Origin of the sequence: Paraclostridium sp., assembly GCF_051657365.1 — a bacterium.
Lineage (GTDB): Bacteria > Bacillota > Clostridia > Peptostreptococcales > Peptostreptococcaceae > Paraclostridium.
The window spans coordinates 1-16,148 of the sequence record NZ_JBOFKN010000162.1; the positions used below are offsets into that span (position 1 = coordinate 1).

Sequence of the window (16,148 nt, forward strand, 5' to 3'; positions counted from 1 at the left end):
TTAGTAGTAGATATAAATTTTAAAGATAATATTTTTTTACGTATAGTGTATTTAGTAAGTAAAATTTCATAAGGATTTTTGCAGATTAAAATATCTATATAATCTAGTTTATTATGTAAAATTTCTTTGATTTTAAAAATTTTACCTAAATAATAAATATCTTCATAGTTATGAAGTAATATTTTAGATTTTATTAATTCATCTTTATTTAAAATAAATTCTTTATACAATCTAACACTGTCTTTTCCAGAAATAGAATCATCTCTTTGTATGCCTATGTATTTTTCTATAGTTTTTAGTTTACAATCAGATAAAGCAAGTTTTTCTTTATAAGGCTTTATAAGTCGTAAAATATCAATATCCTGAGATTTATCCATATGGTAATCTATACCATTAGTTTTAAATCTAGAATTTAGGAAAGGAATATCAAATGAAATTCCATTAAAAGTGATATGATAATCGAAGTTTTTAATATCTTTTATAAAGCAAATTAATAATTCTTTTTCTTCTTCTTCGGATGTAGCAAAGTATTGCTTTATGATTGTTGTATTTTCAAAATTATAAAGTATACCTATTAATATTACTTTACAGTATTTATGGCTTAAGCCTGTTGTTTCAATATCAAATATAAAGTGATTTTTAGGTATATCAATTAAATTATCTAAAGTTTTAGTAATAACTTGCATAGTGTTACTCCTTTTTAAAAAATATGATATATAATATTAATTATAAAATAATATAAAGATAGTTCAAGGTGATAAATTATGATAGATATAAATAAATTAAATGAAAATCAAAAAAATGCAGTAATGCATACTGAAGGGCCATGTATGGTGCTAGCTGGACCAGGATCAGGTAAAACTAGAGTTATAACTTATAGGATAGTTAACATGGTTTTAAACAACAATATAAATCCTAAAAATATATTAGCGATTAGTTTTACAAAAGCATCTTCTACAGAAATGAAAAATAGAGCGCTTAGCTTAAGCCATGATACTAGGATAAATAGAATAAACTACGGAACCTTTCATTCTGTATTTTTTAGAATACTAAGGTTTTTCGAGAAATACGAATTAGATTGTATTTTAGACGAAAAAAATAAGAAGTTTGCAATAAAAGGTATTTTGAAAAACTTAAATGTAGAGAATGCAGAAGATGATGATACTATATTAAGTGTTATAAATGAAATATCATATGTTAAAAATGAATTGATGGATAAATTAGATTTTGACTCAGAAATATTAACTAAAGATGAGTTTAGTAAAACATATAATATGTATGAAGAGTATAAGGAGAGTATTAAAAAAATTGATTTTGATGATATGCTTATAAAAACATACAATTTATTAAAAGATAATAGTAGAGTATTAGAAAGAGTTAGAGCTGCGTACAAATATATTTTAGTAGATGAATTTCAAGATATAAATAAAGTTCAATTTGAAGTTATAAAATTAATTGCTAGCCCCAATAATAATATATTTGTAGTAGGAGATGAAGATCAAAGCATATATGGATTTAGAGGATCAAGACCTGATTTTTTGTTAGAGTTTGAACAATACTTTAAGAATAGTAAAAAATATATATTAGATGTAAATTATAGATCTAAGAAGTGTATAACTGATATTGCAAACAAATTAATACAAAATAATGATAATAGATATGAAAAGTTAATAAAATGCGATAGAGATGATACAGGGATAGTAAAATATATAAATACAGAAGATTCAGAGGAAGAAGCAAAATTTATTGCAAAAGATATAATAAATAAATGCGAAGACAATTGTATTAATTATGAAGATTTTGCAGTTATATATAGAACTAATATACAGTCAAGGGCGTTAGTAGATGTATTTATGGATATGCATATACCTTTTGTAGTCAGAGATTCTATTGTGACTATATATGATCATTGGGTAGCTAAAGACTTATTAGCATATTTAAGATTAGGTATTGATACGACACTAAGTGAAGATTGGATAAGGATCATAAATAAGCCATTTAGATATATATCTAAGGATAGTATAAAATTAGCTAGTGAAGATAAAGATTTTATAGGGGGACTTATAAATAAGGCTGGATTACATCCAAAGCAAATAAAAACTTTAAATGATTTGGAAATAGATTTAAGTTATTTAAAAACTTTATCTCCTAAAAATGCTATTTCTTATATAAGGACTAGCTTAGACTATGATAGATACGTACTAGATTATTGTAGCAACAGAAAAATAAAGCCTAATGGATTGATAGAAATATTAAATGAATTAGAAAGCTCATCAACTAACTTTAAAACTATAAATGATTACTTAGAACATATAGAAAAGGTAAAATCTGAAATAATTGAAAATAGAAATAATAAAAATTCAGAAGGTGTAATATTCACAACTATGCACAGTGCAAAAGGATTAGAATTTCCATATGTTTATATAATTGGAGCTAATGAGGGAACTATACCTCATGAAAAATCTTATGATATAGAAGATGAACAAAAAAGAAAATTTGCAATTGAGGAAGAAAGAAGACTGTTATATGTAGGAATAACTAGGGCGCAAGATGAATTATGTATAAGTTCTCCGAAAAATAAATATGGGCGTAAAGTTTTTAAATCTAGATTTATAGATGATATTAAATCACCTACAAAAGACGATATAAAAGCAATAAAAGTAGGAGATACTTTAGTTCATAACAAATTCGGAGAAGGAAGTATAATTGGGAAAGAAGGCAAGATGATAGATGTTAAATTCAAATCAGGAATAAAAGCTTTAGATTATGCTATATGTTTTAAAAATGAAATTATAAATAAAATTAAATAAATATAAAAGGGATGTATCTAGTTAGATGCATCCCTTTTGATTTTAGTAATATATACCTTCTTCAAATATATCTTTTAATTCATTTAAGTCATTAGTTTTACCTAATGCAACCATTAATTTTATTCTAGCCTTTTGCCCAGGTAAATCACCTGCGAATATGCAGCCTAAGTTTCTTAAATCTCTACCAGAACCTAAATAACCATAACTATCAAAAACTCTACCAGAATGGCATCTGCTAGCAACTATAACGGGTATGTTTTTGCTTCTAGCATATTCTACGCCTTTAAGCATTCCTGGAGGTATATTACCTCTACCCATTGCTTCAATAACTATTCCTTTACATCCTTTATCGGCTGCGAATTGTATAAAAGACTCATCCATTCCTACACCAGATTTTATAAGTGCTATATCAGATTCAACTTTATCTACATCTATAGTTTGTCTATCAACTATATTTCTAGATAGAACAAGTTTATCGCAATCAATAATACCTAAAGGACCGCAAGTTAAAGACTTGAATGTATTTAAAGTAAGTGTATTAGTTTTAGTAGCTTCAGATGCTAATAAAACTTCATTACTTAAAACAACTAAAACACCTTTATCATAAGCTTCATCAGATATTGCAGTACAAACTGCTGATGCAAGGTTGCTAGGTCCATCATAACCAAGTTCATCACTACTTCTCATTGCACCGGTAACTATTACTGGTTTAGATGTATTTAATGTTAAATCTAAGAAATATGCAGTTTCTTCTAAACTATCAGTACCATGAGTAACAACAACGCCGGAAACATCATCTTTAGCAAGTATATCGTTTATATAATTTCTTAAACTTAACATTTTTTCAGGAGTCATATGAGGTCCTGGAATTTCATCGAAATTATATACCTCTATATCAGCAACTTTGTCTATATTAGTTACCATAGACATTATTTGCTCCCCAGATAAAGATGGTATGGCAGCGCCTATTTTTTCGTCTACAGTCATTGAAATAGTACCACCTGTAAACACTATAGCTACTTTTTTCTTATTATGCATAGTATCGACCCCCTAAATTTATTATATCTATTAAATTATATCAAAAAAAAGAAGATAAATGTAGAATTAAAGATAAAAAAAAAGAGCTTGGGGAAGCTCTTTTTTGCATTAAACTAACTTCCGTTGTTAGCTTAATATTGGATATAAAGTCTATCCGTTCAAAAGGGGTATTGGGAATAGAGATTTTAATTAAGGTTATCAGGGGGATAACCATGTATATATAATAACAATATTCGACAGAAAAATCAATAGTTTTTGAAAATATATTTAATTAAAATTTATTAATCATTTTAAACATAAAAAAACCTACTTCTTTTCCGTTAAGAAGTAGGACTTAAATGAATGTAGTATATTCATTTAAAAGGGGTATTGGGAATAGAGATTTTAATTAAGGTTATCAGGGGGATAACCATAAATATATAATAGCAACATTCGACAGAAAAATCAATGTTTTTGACAAAAAAATTAAAAAAAACCACATTTAAGACAATATAGCCGGATAAAACATATAGATACTACAGGAACTATTGAATTATGCTCCTTTGGTATATAAAAAAAGATCAAATAGTGGTATAATAGTAAAAGTTTCACTAAATTTATATGATAATTTATAGCTTTAATTGGGACAATAAAATAAAGAACAAAATAACATAATTTTAAACAAAAGAAAGTTGGTGTATTAGTATGGATATATACTTAGATAATAGTGCAACAACTAAACCATACAAAGAAGTTGTAGATAAGATGATATATGCACTTACTATAGACTATGCAAATCCTTCGGCAGCACATAAAAAGGGTGTAGAAGTTGAAAAAAATATAAAAAAAGTAAGACAAGAAATAGCTAAAAGTATAGGATGTAAAGATAAAGAGATAATATTTACATCAGGAGGTACAGAGGCAAATAATACTATAATAAGAGGAATTGCCAATCTTCATAAAAAAAGAAAAAATCATATAATAACTACGAATATAGAACATCCATCAGTCTTAAGAACTATGGAGGATTTACAAGAACAGGGATTTGAGGTTACATACTTAAAGGTAAATGACAAAGGTGTAGTAGATATAGATGACTTAAAAAATGCTATAAAAGACACTACTATATTAATAAGTATGATGCATGTAAATAATGAAATTGGAAGTATACAACCTGTAAAAGAAGTCGGAAAATATTTGAGTACATTAAAAGATAAAATATACTTACATGTAGACGCAGTTCAATCATTTGCTAAAATTAATTTTAGGCCAGCTAGATACAATATAGATTTTATGAGTGTTAGTGGTCATAAATTACACGGACCAAAAGGTATTGGATTTATGTATATAAAAGATAGTAATAAGATAAAGCCTATGCTTACTGGTGGAGGCCAAGAAATAGGTATTAGATCGGGTACTGAAAACGTAGCTGGTATATACGGCTTAGGTGAAGCTGTAAATATAATAACTTCAGATTTAAGCTCTAAAATAGATAATATTGAAAAATTAAAAAACTTATTGAAAGACTATATAGTAGAAAATGTAGATGATATAAAAGTAAATTCTCCGGAAGATGGCGTGTGTCATATACTGAATATATCATTTAAAGGTGTTAGAGGTGAAGTATTACTTCATCACTTAGCTCAACAAGGTATATTTGTATCTACTGGATCAGCATGTTCTGCTAAGAAAAAAGGAAGTCATGTTTTAAATGCAATAGGACTTACACATGAAGAAATAGACGGAGCTATAAGATTTAGTTTTTCTGATATGACTACAGAAGAGGAAATAAAAGAAGCATCACAAATAATAAAAAAATCTGTTGAAGAACTAAGAATGATAATAAAAAGAAGATAATTAAGAGGTGATAGATTTGTATAATATAGCAATAGTAAAGTACGGAGAAATAGGTGTAAAAGGAAAAAATAGATATATATTTGAAAACAAACTTATAAAAAATATAAAGAATATGTTATCTCATATAGCTAAATTTAATGTATACAAAGAGTATGGAAGAATTTATGTTGATTTAGGTGAGTATGCGGAAGATTATGAGGAAGTATTAGAAGAAATTAAAAAAGTATTTGGAGTTGTAGGAGTTTGTCCTGGCGTAAGAGCTGAAAAAGACTATGACAAATTAAAAGAATTAGCATTAAAGCTTTTAGAAGAAAAAATAGAAGAAGGTTCTAAATCATTTAAAGTTACATCAAGAAGAGGAGATAAAAATCTTCCTTTAACATCTCAAGAGATGAGTATGGATATAGGTGGTTTTTTAGTTTATAACGTTAAAGATAGAATAAATGTAGATGTAAGAAATCCAGAAACAATAATACATTGTGAATACAGACAAAATCACGTAATGGTATACAGTGATACTGTTGCAGGATATGGTGGACTTCCAGTTGGAACAAATGGAAGAGCTATGTCTTTATTATCAGGAGGAATAGATAGTCCTGTTGCATCATGGATGGTTGCAAAAAGAGGAGTTGAAATAGAAGCTATACATTTCCATAGTTATCCTTTTACTAGTGAGAAATCGCAAGAGAAGGTAAGAGATTTAGCTCAAATATTAGCTAAATATTGTGGTAAATTAAGACTTCATAAAGTTAACTTACTAGAAATACAAAAAGCTATAGGTGTATCTTGTAAAGAAGAAGAAATGACGATAATATCTAGAAGATTTATGATGAGAATAGCTCAACAAGTAGGTGAGATGAGATATTGTGATGCTTTAGTTACTGGAGAAAGTATAGGACAAGTTGCATCACAGACGATACAAGGATTAACTTGTACAAATGCATCTATAAGCTTACCTGTATTTAGACCTCTTATAGCTATGGATAAATCAGAAATAATAAAAATAGCTCAAAATATAGGTACATTTGAAACATCAGTAATACCAGAAGAAGATTGTTGTACAGTATTCTCGCCAAAGAACCCAGTAACAAAACCTAAATTGGATAGAATAGAAAGATCAGAATCTAAATTAGATGTAGAAGCATTAATACAAGCTGCTATAGATAATATGGAAGTTGAAGTATTTGAATTTTAAATAAAAAAAGTCGTAGTAAAATACTACGACTTTTTTATTTACTTACTATGAACCTTAATACCAAACTGAGCCAATACTTCAGATGCTTTTTCAACATCTTCTTTAGTTGCATCTGGGACATCTTTCAATTCGTAATCATATCCCAGGTTTTCCCACTTATGAACTCCTAATGTATGATAAGGTAAAAGTTCAACTCTATCTACATTTTTTAGAGTATTTATAAATTCACCCATAAGTTCAAGATTTTCTTTGCTATCTGTTATGCCAGGAACAAGTACATGTCTTATCCAAACTGGTATATTTCTATCGCTTAGATGCTTCGCTAATTCTAAAGTTTTTTCTATACTTACACCAACTAAGTCTTTACATTTATCTGGAACCATATGCTTTAAATCAAGTAAAACTAAGTCAGTATAATCAAGTACAGGGTCTATTGTATCTATATTTACAAATCCAGATGTGTCTAAACATGTATGAATATTATTTTCTTTAGATTTTTTAAATAATGCTTTTAAAAATTCTGGTTGAAGTGTTGCTTCACCGCCTGAAACTGTTAATCCACCACCTGAAAATTTCATATAAGAGGAGTATTTATTAATCTCTGTTATTATTTCATCTACAGTGTATTCTTTACCTCCATTTACATCCCATGTATCTCTATTATGGCAGTATTTGCATCTTAATGGGCAACCTTGCATAAATAATATAAATCTAATACCAGGACCATCTACAGTACCAAAAGTTTCTATTGAATGAACTCTACCTTTTATCATTTTATCCACCTCATTGATTATTATATATTTATAAGAAAAAATCATATTTATCGAATTTAAAATAACATGTATACATTATACTTCATACCCAATATTATAAGCTACTAAACTTATTATGTCTATTTTAAAAAATCTTAATAGAATTTTCAGAAAAAAAGAGTGCAAACTGATGAGGTTTGCACTCGTAATATACTTTGATAATTGATTGTTTAATAATATGTTTACAAATTTATTGAGTTATATTAGCACATTTTTCCGTGGAATGTTCTGTTTATAACGTCCATTTGTTGTTCTCTAGTTAACTTGATGAAGTTTACAGCATATCCTGAAACTCTTATAGTTAATTGAGGGTATTTCTCTGGATGTTCCATAGCATCTTCTAAAGTAGCTCTATCAAATACGTTAACGTTTAAGTGATGAGCATTTTGAGAGAAGTATCCATCCATCATTGATGATAAGTTGTGTACTCTTTCATCCATATCTTTTCCTAAAGCACCTGGTACTATAGAGAAAGTATTAGATATACCATCTTGAGCATGCTCATATGGTAATTTAGCAACTGATGATAATGAAGCTAATGCACCACTATTATCTCTTCCGTGCATTGGGTTAGCACCAGGAGCGAATGGCTCTCCAGCTCTTCTTCCATCAGGAGTGTTACCAGTTTTCTTACCGTAAACAACATTTGAAGTTATTGTAAGTATTGATTGAGTGTGGTAAGAATCTCTATAAGTTTTGTTCTTTCTTATTTTGTTCATGAAACTTTCAACTAAGTCACAAGCTATTTCGTCAACTCTATCATCGTTGTTTCCGAACATTGGGTATTCACCTTCTATTTCGAAGTCAACAGCAACTCCAGCTTCGTTTCTTATAGTTTTAACTTTAGCATGTTTTATAGCAGATAATGAGTCAGCACATACTGATAAACCAGCTATACCACAAGCCATAGTTCTGAATATATCTCTATCATGTAAAGCCATTTCTAATGCTTCATAAGAATACTTATCATGCATGTAGTGGATTACATTTAATGTATTTACGTATAAGTTAGCTAACCAATCAGTGAATGGATCAAGTTTAGCCATAACTTCATCATAGTCTAAGTACTCAGAAGTTATTGGTTCGAATCTAGGTCCAACTTGAACACCTGACTTCTCATCAACACCACCATTTATAGCGTATAATAAAGTCTTAGCTAAGTTAACTCTAGCTCCGAAGAATTGCATTTGTTTACCTATTCTCATTGCAGATACACAACAAGCTATACCGTAGTCATCTCCCCAGTAAGGTCTCATTAAATCATCGTTCTCGTATTGAACAGAACTTGTATCTATAGAAACTTTTGAACAGAAGTTTTTGAATCCTTCTGGTAAGTGAGTAGACCATAATACTGTTAAGTTTGGCTCTGGAGAAGCTCCAAGAGTATATAATGTATTTAAAACTCTGAATGAGTTCTTAGTTACTAATGTTCTACCATCTATTCCCATACCACCTATAGACTCAGTTACCCAAGTTGGGTCTCCAGAGAATAAATCGTTGTATTCAGGAGTTCTTAAGAATTTAACCATTCTTAATTTCATAACGAAGTGGTCCATTATTTCTTGAACTTCTTCTTCAGTTATAGTTCCAGCAGCTAAATCTCTTTCGAAGTATATATCTAAGAAAGTAGAAGTTCTACCTAATGACATTGCAGCACCATTTTGATCTTTTATAGCACCTAAGTATCCGAAGTATAACCATTGAACAGCTTCTTTAGAGTTAGTAGCTGGCTTAGATATATCGAATCCGTAAACTGCAGCCATAGCTTTTAATTCATTTAAAGCTTTTATTTGATCAGCTATTTCTTCTCTTGATCTTATAACAGCTTCATCCATTGTAGAAACGTCTAAAGAATCTTTTTGTACTTTTTTATCAGCTATTAAAGCATCAACACCGTATAAAGCAACTCTTCTGTAGTCTCCTATTATTCTACCTCTTCCGTAAGCATCAGGTAATCCAGTTACTATACCAGATTTTCTAACAGCTCTCATCTCAGCAGTGTAAGCATCGAATACACCTTGGTTATGAGTTTTTCTGTATTTAGTGAATATTTCACTTATTTCAGGGTCACATTCATATCCATAAGCCTTACAAGAATTTTCAGCCATTTTTATACCACCGAATGGTTGTATAGCTCTTTTTAAAGGAGCGTCAGTTTGGAAACCAACTATAGTCTCTATTTCTTTATCTAAATATCCAGGACCGTAAGCATTTATCATAGATACTGTTTTAGTGTCTATGTCTAATGTTCCGCCATTATCTCTTTCCTTTTTGAAAAGAACCATAGCTTCTTCCCATAATTTTTTAGTGTTTTCAGTAGCTCCAGCTAAGAAAGAATCATTTCCTTCATATGGAGTGTAGTTTAATTGAATGAACTCTCTAACGTTTATTTCTTTAGTCCATCTACCAGTTTTGAATCCTTGCCATGCATTCATGTTGATAGCCTCCTTAAGTTTATGTGTGTTCAATTTAATTTATATTTATAAAATCTAGCTAGATATTTTTTAAACAATATAATCATAACACAGAATTAGTATTTTGTATACAACATTTTATATAATGTTTTGTATTTTGACATTTTTCTTATACTCATATAATACCCGTTAAAATATATAATAAACATAAATTTTAAGAATAATTTTAAAATTTAACCTATACATAAAATTACGTTAATTGAATACTTATTTAATAAGGGGGGATAAAATGATATTTACAATTATTTTGTTTTTAATAGGATTTATACTAATAACTAAAGGTGCTGATATATTTATAGAATCAACTATAACTGTTGCTAAAAAGACAAATATACCAGAGATGATTTTAGGAGCTACAATAGTTAGTTTAGCAACTACTTTTCCAGAACTTACAGTTTCAACAATGGCATCTATACAAGGACATGCTACAATGAGTTTAGGCAATGCTGTAGGGTCTATAATTTGCAATACGGGGTTAGTTCTTGGTATTGTAGCTACAATAAGACCTTTTAAGATTAACAGTAAAGATTTTAATTCTAAAGCTTTGTTATTAATTATATCTATAATAGTACTTATTATATTAGGGCTTGATAGAAGTATAAATAGAACTGATGCTTTAGCTTTAATTGGATTGATGTGTATTTATATGATACAAAATTATAAAAGTATTCCGAAAAATGATTCAAGAAGAGGCTATATAAGTAGAAATGATAAAATAAATAAATCTAATGATATCATTAAAGTAGTTGTTATATTTATAATTGGAATAAGTATGATGATTATAGGGTCTAGATTATTAGTTAACAATGGAATAATAATAGCTGAATTTGTAGGTGTTCCACAAGCTGTAATAAGTTTAACTGTAATAGCACTTGGGACATCATTGCCTGAATTAGTATCTTGTTTGACAGCTATTAGAAAAAAACATAATGCAATTTCTGTAGGAAATATACTTGGAGCTAACATATTAAATATTGTTTCAGTAATAGGATTATCAGCATTTATAAATGATATACCTATATTAAAACAAACATCTACGATTGATTTTCCATTTATGATAGTATTGACACTAATTCTAATTATTCCAGCGTTTATAAAACAGAGGATATATAGAAAGCAAGGTTTACTTATGTTGCTTACATATATAATGTATTTAATAACTCTATATTTTACATATATAAGTTAAAATAAGGTGTGTTAAATCACGCCTTATTTTTATTTATATTGAATAGATTATTTAGTGTTAGGATAAAATATTAATTGCATAATGTCTAAAAAAATTATATAATTGATAAAGTTAAGATAAATTGATTACGGAAAGGAAACAATATATGAATATAGTTAAATTCGATGATTTACCAATAAATGAAAACATAAAAAAAGCTGTATTAGAAATGGGGTTTGAAGAGCCATCTCCAATACAAGCTCAAGCAATACCAAAGATAATAACAGGAGTAGATATTATAGGACAAGCGCAAACTGGTACGGGGAAAACAGCGGCATTCAGTATACCTATACTAGAGATGGTGGACGAAAACGACAAAAGTCTACAAGCTGTAGTTTTATGTCCAACAAGGGAATTAGCAATACAAGTTTCAAGTGAGATAAAGAAAATAGGTAAGTACATGCACGGAATAAAAACTTTACCTGTATATGGTGGACAACCTATAGATAGACAAATAAAATCTTTAAAAAGTGGAGTACAAATCGTTATAGGAACTCCAGGTCGTATTATAGATCATATAAATCGTAAGACTTTAAAGATGGATAAAGTGAAAATGGTTATATTAGATGAAGCGGATGAAATGCTAGATATGGGATTCAGAGAAGATATTGAGATGATTTTAAGTGAAACTCCAGAAGATAGACAAACAACTTTCTTCTCAGCTACTATGCCTAAGGGAATATTAGACTTAACAAAGAGATTCCAAAAAAATCCTGAGCATGTAAGAATAGTTAGAAAAGAACTTACAGTTCCTAATATAAAGCAATATTATATAGAAACTAAAGCAGCTAATAAATTAGAAGTATTATGCAGACTAGTAGATGTATACAACCCTAAATTATCAGTTGTATTCTGTAACACAAAAAGAGGCGCGGATGAATTAGTTAGTGATTTACAAGCTAGAGGATATTTTGCAGATGCATTACATGGAGATTTAAAGCAAACTCAAAGAGATATAGTAATGGATAAATTCAGAAACGGAACTATAGATATATTAGTTGCTACAGATGTTGCCGCTAGAGGAATAGATGTTGATGATGTTGAAGCAGTATTTAACTACGATTTACCTCAAGATGAAGAGTACTATGTACACAGAATAGGTAGAACTGGTAGAGCTGGTAGAAATGGAATGTCATTCACGTTTGTATTTGGTAAAGCTATGAGAAAAATGAAAGATATAGAAAGATACACTAAATCTAAATTAGAAAAACATGAGATACCATCAATATCAGATGTAGAAGAGAAAAAAGTAAGTGTATTCTTCGATCAAGTTAAATCAACTATAGAAGCTGGACACTTAACTAAGCAAGTTCAATGGTTAGAAAACTTCTGTAAAGAAGAAGATTATGATACTTTAGATATAGCAGCAGCTTTAGTTAAATTAGCATTAGGTGATGAAGCTAAACAAGAAATAATCGAAGAAAGTTATGATACAGGCGCTGAATCAGGAATGACTAGATTATTTATAAATATAGGTAGAAATCAAAGAGTTCAAGCTAAAGATATAGTTGGAGCTATAGCTGGAGAAGTTGGTATACCTGGTAAGTTAGTAGGAACTATCGATATATATGATAAATATACTTTCGTTGAGATTCCAAAAAAACATACAAGAAAAGTTCTTGATAAGATGAAGAACATAAAGATAAAAGGAAATAAAGTTAATATAGAAAAAGCTAACTCTAAGAGAAGAAAATAGCAAATAAAGAAGATACCTATAATTAGGTATCTTTTTTTAATTTAATCAAACTCTAAGTTTAAAGAAATAAGTCTTTTTTTCAAATCATTCATAACATAGACTTCCTCATCTATAGAATTTGCATCGAAAGTAACTGAAAATCTTAAAAAACTACCGCAATCATCCCAAGGAACTGTTGAAATTAATGCATTTGATAATATATAAATGCTAGCTTCCTCTGCATTTTTAAATCTAATACCGTCTTTAACACCTATAGGGATAGGTACGTAAGAATAAAAACCACCTTTAGGTGTATCTACTTTAAATCCAACTTCTTTTAAAACATTTACTAGTAAAGCAAATCTTCTTATATATCTTTCTTTATTAATATTTATTAAGTCACAATGATCGAGTGCATAAGCTCCTGATTTTTGAATTGCTCTAAATTGTCCAGAATCTGTATGTCCTTTAACAGCACGATATACTTTCATAGCTTTTTTAGATCCAACAACGAAGGCTAATCTCCATCCAGTCATATTAAATGATTTAGATAAAGAATGTACCTCAATGCAAACATCTAAACTACCATCTACACTAAGTATACTAAGTGGTTTATTGTCACCATATGTTAGTGATCCATAAGCTAAATCAGAAATTATTAAAATATCATTCTCTTTAGCAAACTTAACTGCATATTCATAAAACTCTTTAGTAGCTACCTGACCAGTTGGATTGTTAGGATAATTTAAGTATAAGAGTTTAGATTTCTTCTTTATTTCACTTGGAATAGAATCTAAATCAGGATAGAAATTATTTTCAGAACATAGTGGAAGTTTATAAATTTCACCACCCATGAACTTTGAATATGTTCCAAGAACTTGATATGCAGGTGAAGGCATAAGGCATATATCACCAGGGTCCATAAAACAAATTGGAAGCATTGCTAACACAGGCTTAGAACCTATTCCGTGTACAATGTTTTCTGTATTTATATTGTTAACTCCATACATAGCAGATAGATATCTGCAAGCTGATTCTTGAAATTCTATAATTCCATTATCAGAGTAAAATCTATTTTCTGGCTTACTAGCCTCAATAGATAAAATATCTACAATAGACATATCGGCCATTTTATCAGGTTCACCAACACCCATATCTATTAGTTTTATATCAGGATATTTAGATTGAATTTCTTTAGTTATTTTTTTTACTTTTTCGAATTTGTAGAGATTATCAATACCTTTAAAAAAGGATGGACCTCCAAGACGATTGGAAACTTTGTTGTCAATAAAATCCATTATTATTCCTCCAAAATTAATTTTAGTATAATACTATAGTATTTAGAGATGTAGTTTTTTGATACAATAAAACAAAACTATTTAGATTTCGTTGAAGGATAATAATTTAATTTATAGAATTCAATACAAAGTAGTATTTTTAAAATTGTTAGGAGGGGAAACTAATGATAAATTTTTCATTGGACAATAAAAACTTAAGAGTGGAGTTTTTAAGCAAAGAATTAGATCATCATATAGCAAATGAAGTGAGAGAAGAAATAGATTATGTTATACAAGATAAGCAAATAAAGAATATAGTATTTGATTTTAAAAATATGAATTTTATGGATTCTTCTGGAATAGGTGTTGTAATTGGAAGATATAAAAAGATATCTAGCGAAGGTGGAAAAGTTGCTGTGATAAATATAAATCCTAGAGTTAGAAAGGTTTTTGATTTATCGGGTATGGCTAAAATAATACAAATTCATAATACTTATGAAGATGCTTTAAGTTCTTTTTTAGGAGGCGTAGGAAATGAATAATATTATGGAAGTTAAATTTTCAGCAAAATCAGAAAATGAAAGTTTTGCAAGAATTATAGTTGCATCTTTTGCATCTAAATTAGATCCTACATTAGATGAACTTGCAGATATAAAAACTGCTGTCTCTGAAGCTGTTACAAATTCAATAATACATGGTTATGATGAAGATGAAAGCAAGTTTGTAAAAATTAGATGTGAAATAGAAGATAAAACCGTATTAATAGTAGTTGAAGATTTTGGAAATGGAATAGAAGATTTAGATATGGCAATGCAGCCATTATATACCTCTAAACCTGAGTTAGAGAGATCAGGTATGGGATTTACAGTTATGGAAAGTTTTATGGATAATGTAGAAGTTTCTTCTAAGCAAGGTGAGGGAACTAAGGTTACTATGAAAAAGAAAATAGATTCATCTAATATAGAATAGAGGTTTTATTATGGGGATAACTACCAATAAAGAAGAAAGAAAGGGATTGCTTAGCCATGAAGAGACTTTAAGATTAATACAACTTGTACAAAATGGAGATGAAGAAGCAAAAGAAACTTTAATAGAATGTAATTTAGGGTTGGTTAGAAGTGTTGTATCTAAATTTTTAAATATAGGATACGAAAGAGATGATTTATTTCAATTAGGATCTATAGGACTTATAAAGTCTATATATAAATTTGATCCTAAATTTAATGTGAAATTTTCTACTTATGCAGTACCAATGATCTTAGGCGAGATAAAAAGGTATCTAAGAGATGACGGGATGATAAAAGTATCAAGGTCATTAAAACAGGTTGCTATAAAAGCTAAAATTCAGACAGAGGTATTAACAAAAAAATTAGGAAGAGAACCTACAATAGAAGAATTATCAAAAGTAGTAGGGGTAGATAAAGAAGAATTGGTAATGGCTTTAGAATCTAATTTTTCAGTAGAATATTTGCACGGAGTTATACATGAAGAAGAAGGTGCTCCTATATGTTTAATTGATAAAATAAGTTTAAAAGGTGAGAATGAAGAAGAAAAAGTTATTGATAATCTTTTATTAAAAGAAGTATTAGGAAAATTAGATAAGCGAGAGCGTCAAATTATAATGCTTAGATATTTTGAAGATAAAACACAAAGTGAAATAGGTGAAATGTTGAATATATCTCAAGTTCAAGTTTCTAGAATAGAAAAAAAAGTACTATCAAAATTAAAAACATATATAGGATAAATAAACCCTTAAAATAGGGTTTATTTTTTTTGTTTTGTTAAATAATAACATTATACAAAAAA

13 protein-coding genes are annotated in these 16,148 nt (G+C 28.7%); 8 read left to right on the top strand and 5 right to left on the bottom strand.

Features of this window, described 5'->3' with window-relative positions; genetic code table 11:
- The coding region (locus ACRCYC_RS12435) for a ribonuclease H-like domain-containing protein (RefSeq protein ID WP_438619463.1) at positions 1–686 on the bottom strand (686 nt) is incomplete at its 3' end.
- A 78-nt stretch (positions 687–764) separates the two neighbouring features.
- On the opposite strand from ACRCYC_RS12435, the gene ACRCYC_RS12440 reads away from it, so the two are divergent.
- Entirely contained in the window at positions 765–2,810 is a 2,046-nt protein-coding gene (locus tag ACRCYC_RS12440) for an ATP-dependent helicase (protein ID WP_438619464.1), read from the top strand.
- A gap of 42 nt (positions 2,811–2,852) precedes the next feature.
- Here the strand turns inward: ACRCYC_RS12440 and ACRCYC_RS12445 are convergent, their stop codons facing one another.
- Positions 2,853–3,848 carry an asparaginase gene (locus ACRCYC_RS12445; RefSeq protein WP_438619465.1) on the bottom strand — a complete coding sequence of 332 codons (996 nt, stop codon included), beginning with the start codon at positions 3,846–3,848 and terminating at the stop codon, positions 2,853–2,855.
- A 684-nt stretch (positions 3,849–4,532) separates the two neighbouring features.
- Between ACRCYC_RS12445 and ACRCYC_RS12450 the strand changes: the two genes are divergently transcribed.
- Positions 4,533–5,684, top strand: coding sequence for a cysteine desulfurase family protein (locus tag ACRCYC_RS12450; protein ID WP_438619466.1), 1,152 nt, complete (start codon positions 4,533–4,535; stop codon positions 5,682–5,684).
- A gap of 16 nt (positions 5,685–5,700) precedes the next feature.
- The gene (gene thiI / locus ACRCYC_RS12455) at positions 5,701–6,879 is read left to right on the top strand and encodes a tRNA uracil 4-sulfurtransferase ThiI (protein WP_438619467.1); all 1,179 of its coding nucleotides are present in this window, start codon (positions 5,701–5,703) and stop codon (positions 6,877–6,879) included.
- A gap of 38 nt (positions 6,880–6,917) precedes the next feature.
- On the opposite strand, the gene pflA is transcribed toward thiI, so the two are convergent.
- Together pflA and pflB are read right to left on the bottom strand one after the other, a co-directional pair.
- Complete coding sequence (gene pflA / locus ACRCYC_RS12460; protein ID WP_438619468.1) at positions 6,918–7,652, bottom strand: pyruvate formate-lyase-activating protein; 735 nt, start codon at positions 7,650–7,652, stop codon at positions 6,918–6,920.
- A 242-nt stretch (positions 7,653–7,894) separates the two neighbouring features.
- The gene (gene pflB, locus ACRCYC_RS12465; RefSeq protein ID WP_438619469.1) at positions 7,895–10,126 is read right to left on the bottom strand and encodes a formate C-acetyltransferase; all 2,232 of its coding nucleotides are present in this window, start codon (positions 10,124–10,126) and stop codon (positions 7,895–7,897) included.
- Positions 10,127–10,394: 268 nt separating this feature from the next.
- Here pflB and ACRCYC_RS12470 point away from each other — a divergent pair, with 268 nt between their 5' ends.
- Both ACRCYC_RS12470 and ACRCYC_RS12475 read left to right on the top strand, forming a co-directional pair.
- On the top strand, positions 10,395–11,351 hold the full coding sequence (locus ACRCYC_RS12470; RefSeq protein ID WP_438619470.1) for a calcium/sodium antiporter: 957 nt from the start codon (positions 10,395–10,397) through the stop codon (positions 11,349–11,351).
- Between the two features lie 145 nt (positions 11,352–11,496).
- Positions 11,497–13,086 (top strand): DEAD/DEAH box helicase, encoded by a 1,590-nt coding sequence (locus ACRCYC_RS12475; protein ID WP_438619471.1) that lies wholly within the window; start codon positions 11,497–11,499, stop codon positions 13,084–13,086.
- 41 nt (positions 13,087–13,127) lie between these two features.
- Here the strand turns inward: ACRCYC_RS12475 and ACRCYC_RS12480 are convergent, their stop codons facing one another.
- Entirely contained in the window at positions 13,128–14,363 is a 1,236-nt protein-coding gene (locus ACRCYC_RS12480) for an LL-diaminopimelate aminotransferase (RefSeq protein WP_438619472.1), read from the bottom strand.
- 164 nt (positions 14,364–14,527) lie between these two features.
- Here ACRCYC_RS12480 and spoIIAA point away from each other — a divergent pair, with 164 nt between their 5' ends.
- From spoIIAA to sigF, 3 genes are read left to right on the top strand one after another with little or no spacing between them, the layout of a single operon-like run.
- Complete coding sequence (gene spoIIAA / locus ACRCYC_RS12485; protein ID WP_438619473.1) at positions 14,528–14,884, top strand: anti-sigma F factor antagonist; 357 nt, start codon at positions 14,528–14,530, stop codon at positions 14,882–14,884.
- Positions 14,877–15,311, top strand: coding sequence for an anti-sigma F factor (gene spoIIAB / locus ACRCYC_RS12490; protein ID WP_438619474.1), 435 nt, complete (start codon positions 14,877–14,879; stop codon positions 15,309–15,311). Before spoIIAA ends, spoIIAB begins: the two co-directional genes overlap by 8 nt.
- A gap of 10 nt (positions 15,312–15,321) precedes the next feature.
- A complete protein-coding gene (gene sigF / locus ACRCYC_RS12495) occupies positions 15,322–16,086 on the top strand; it encodes an RNA polymerase sporulation sigma factor SigF (RefSeq protein ID WP_438619475.1) in 765 nt (254 codons plus the stop codon).
- Positions 16,087–16,148 lie beyond the last annotated feature (62 nt).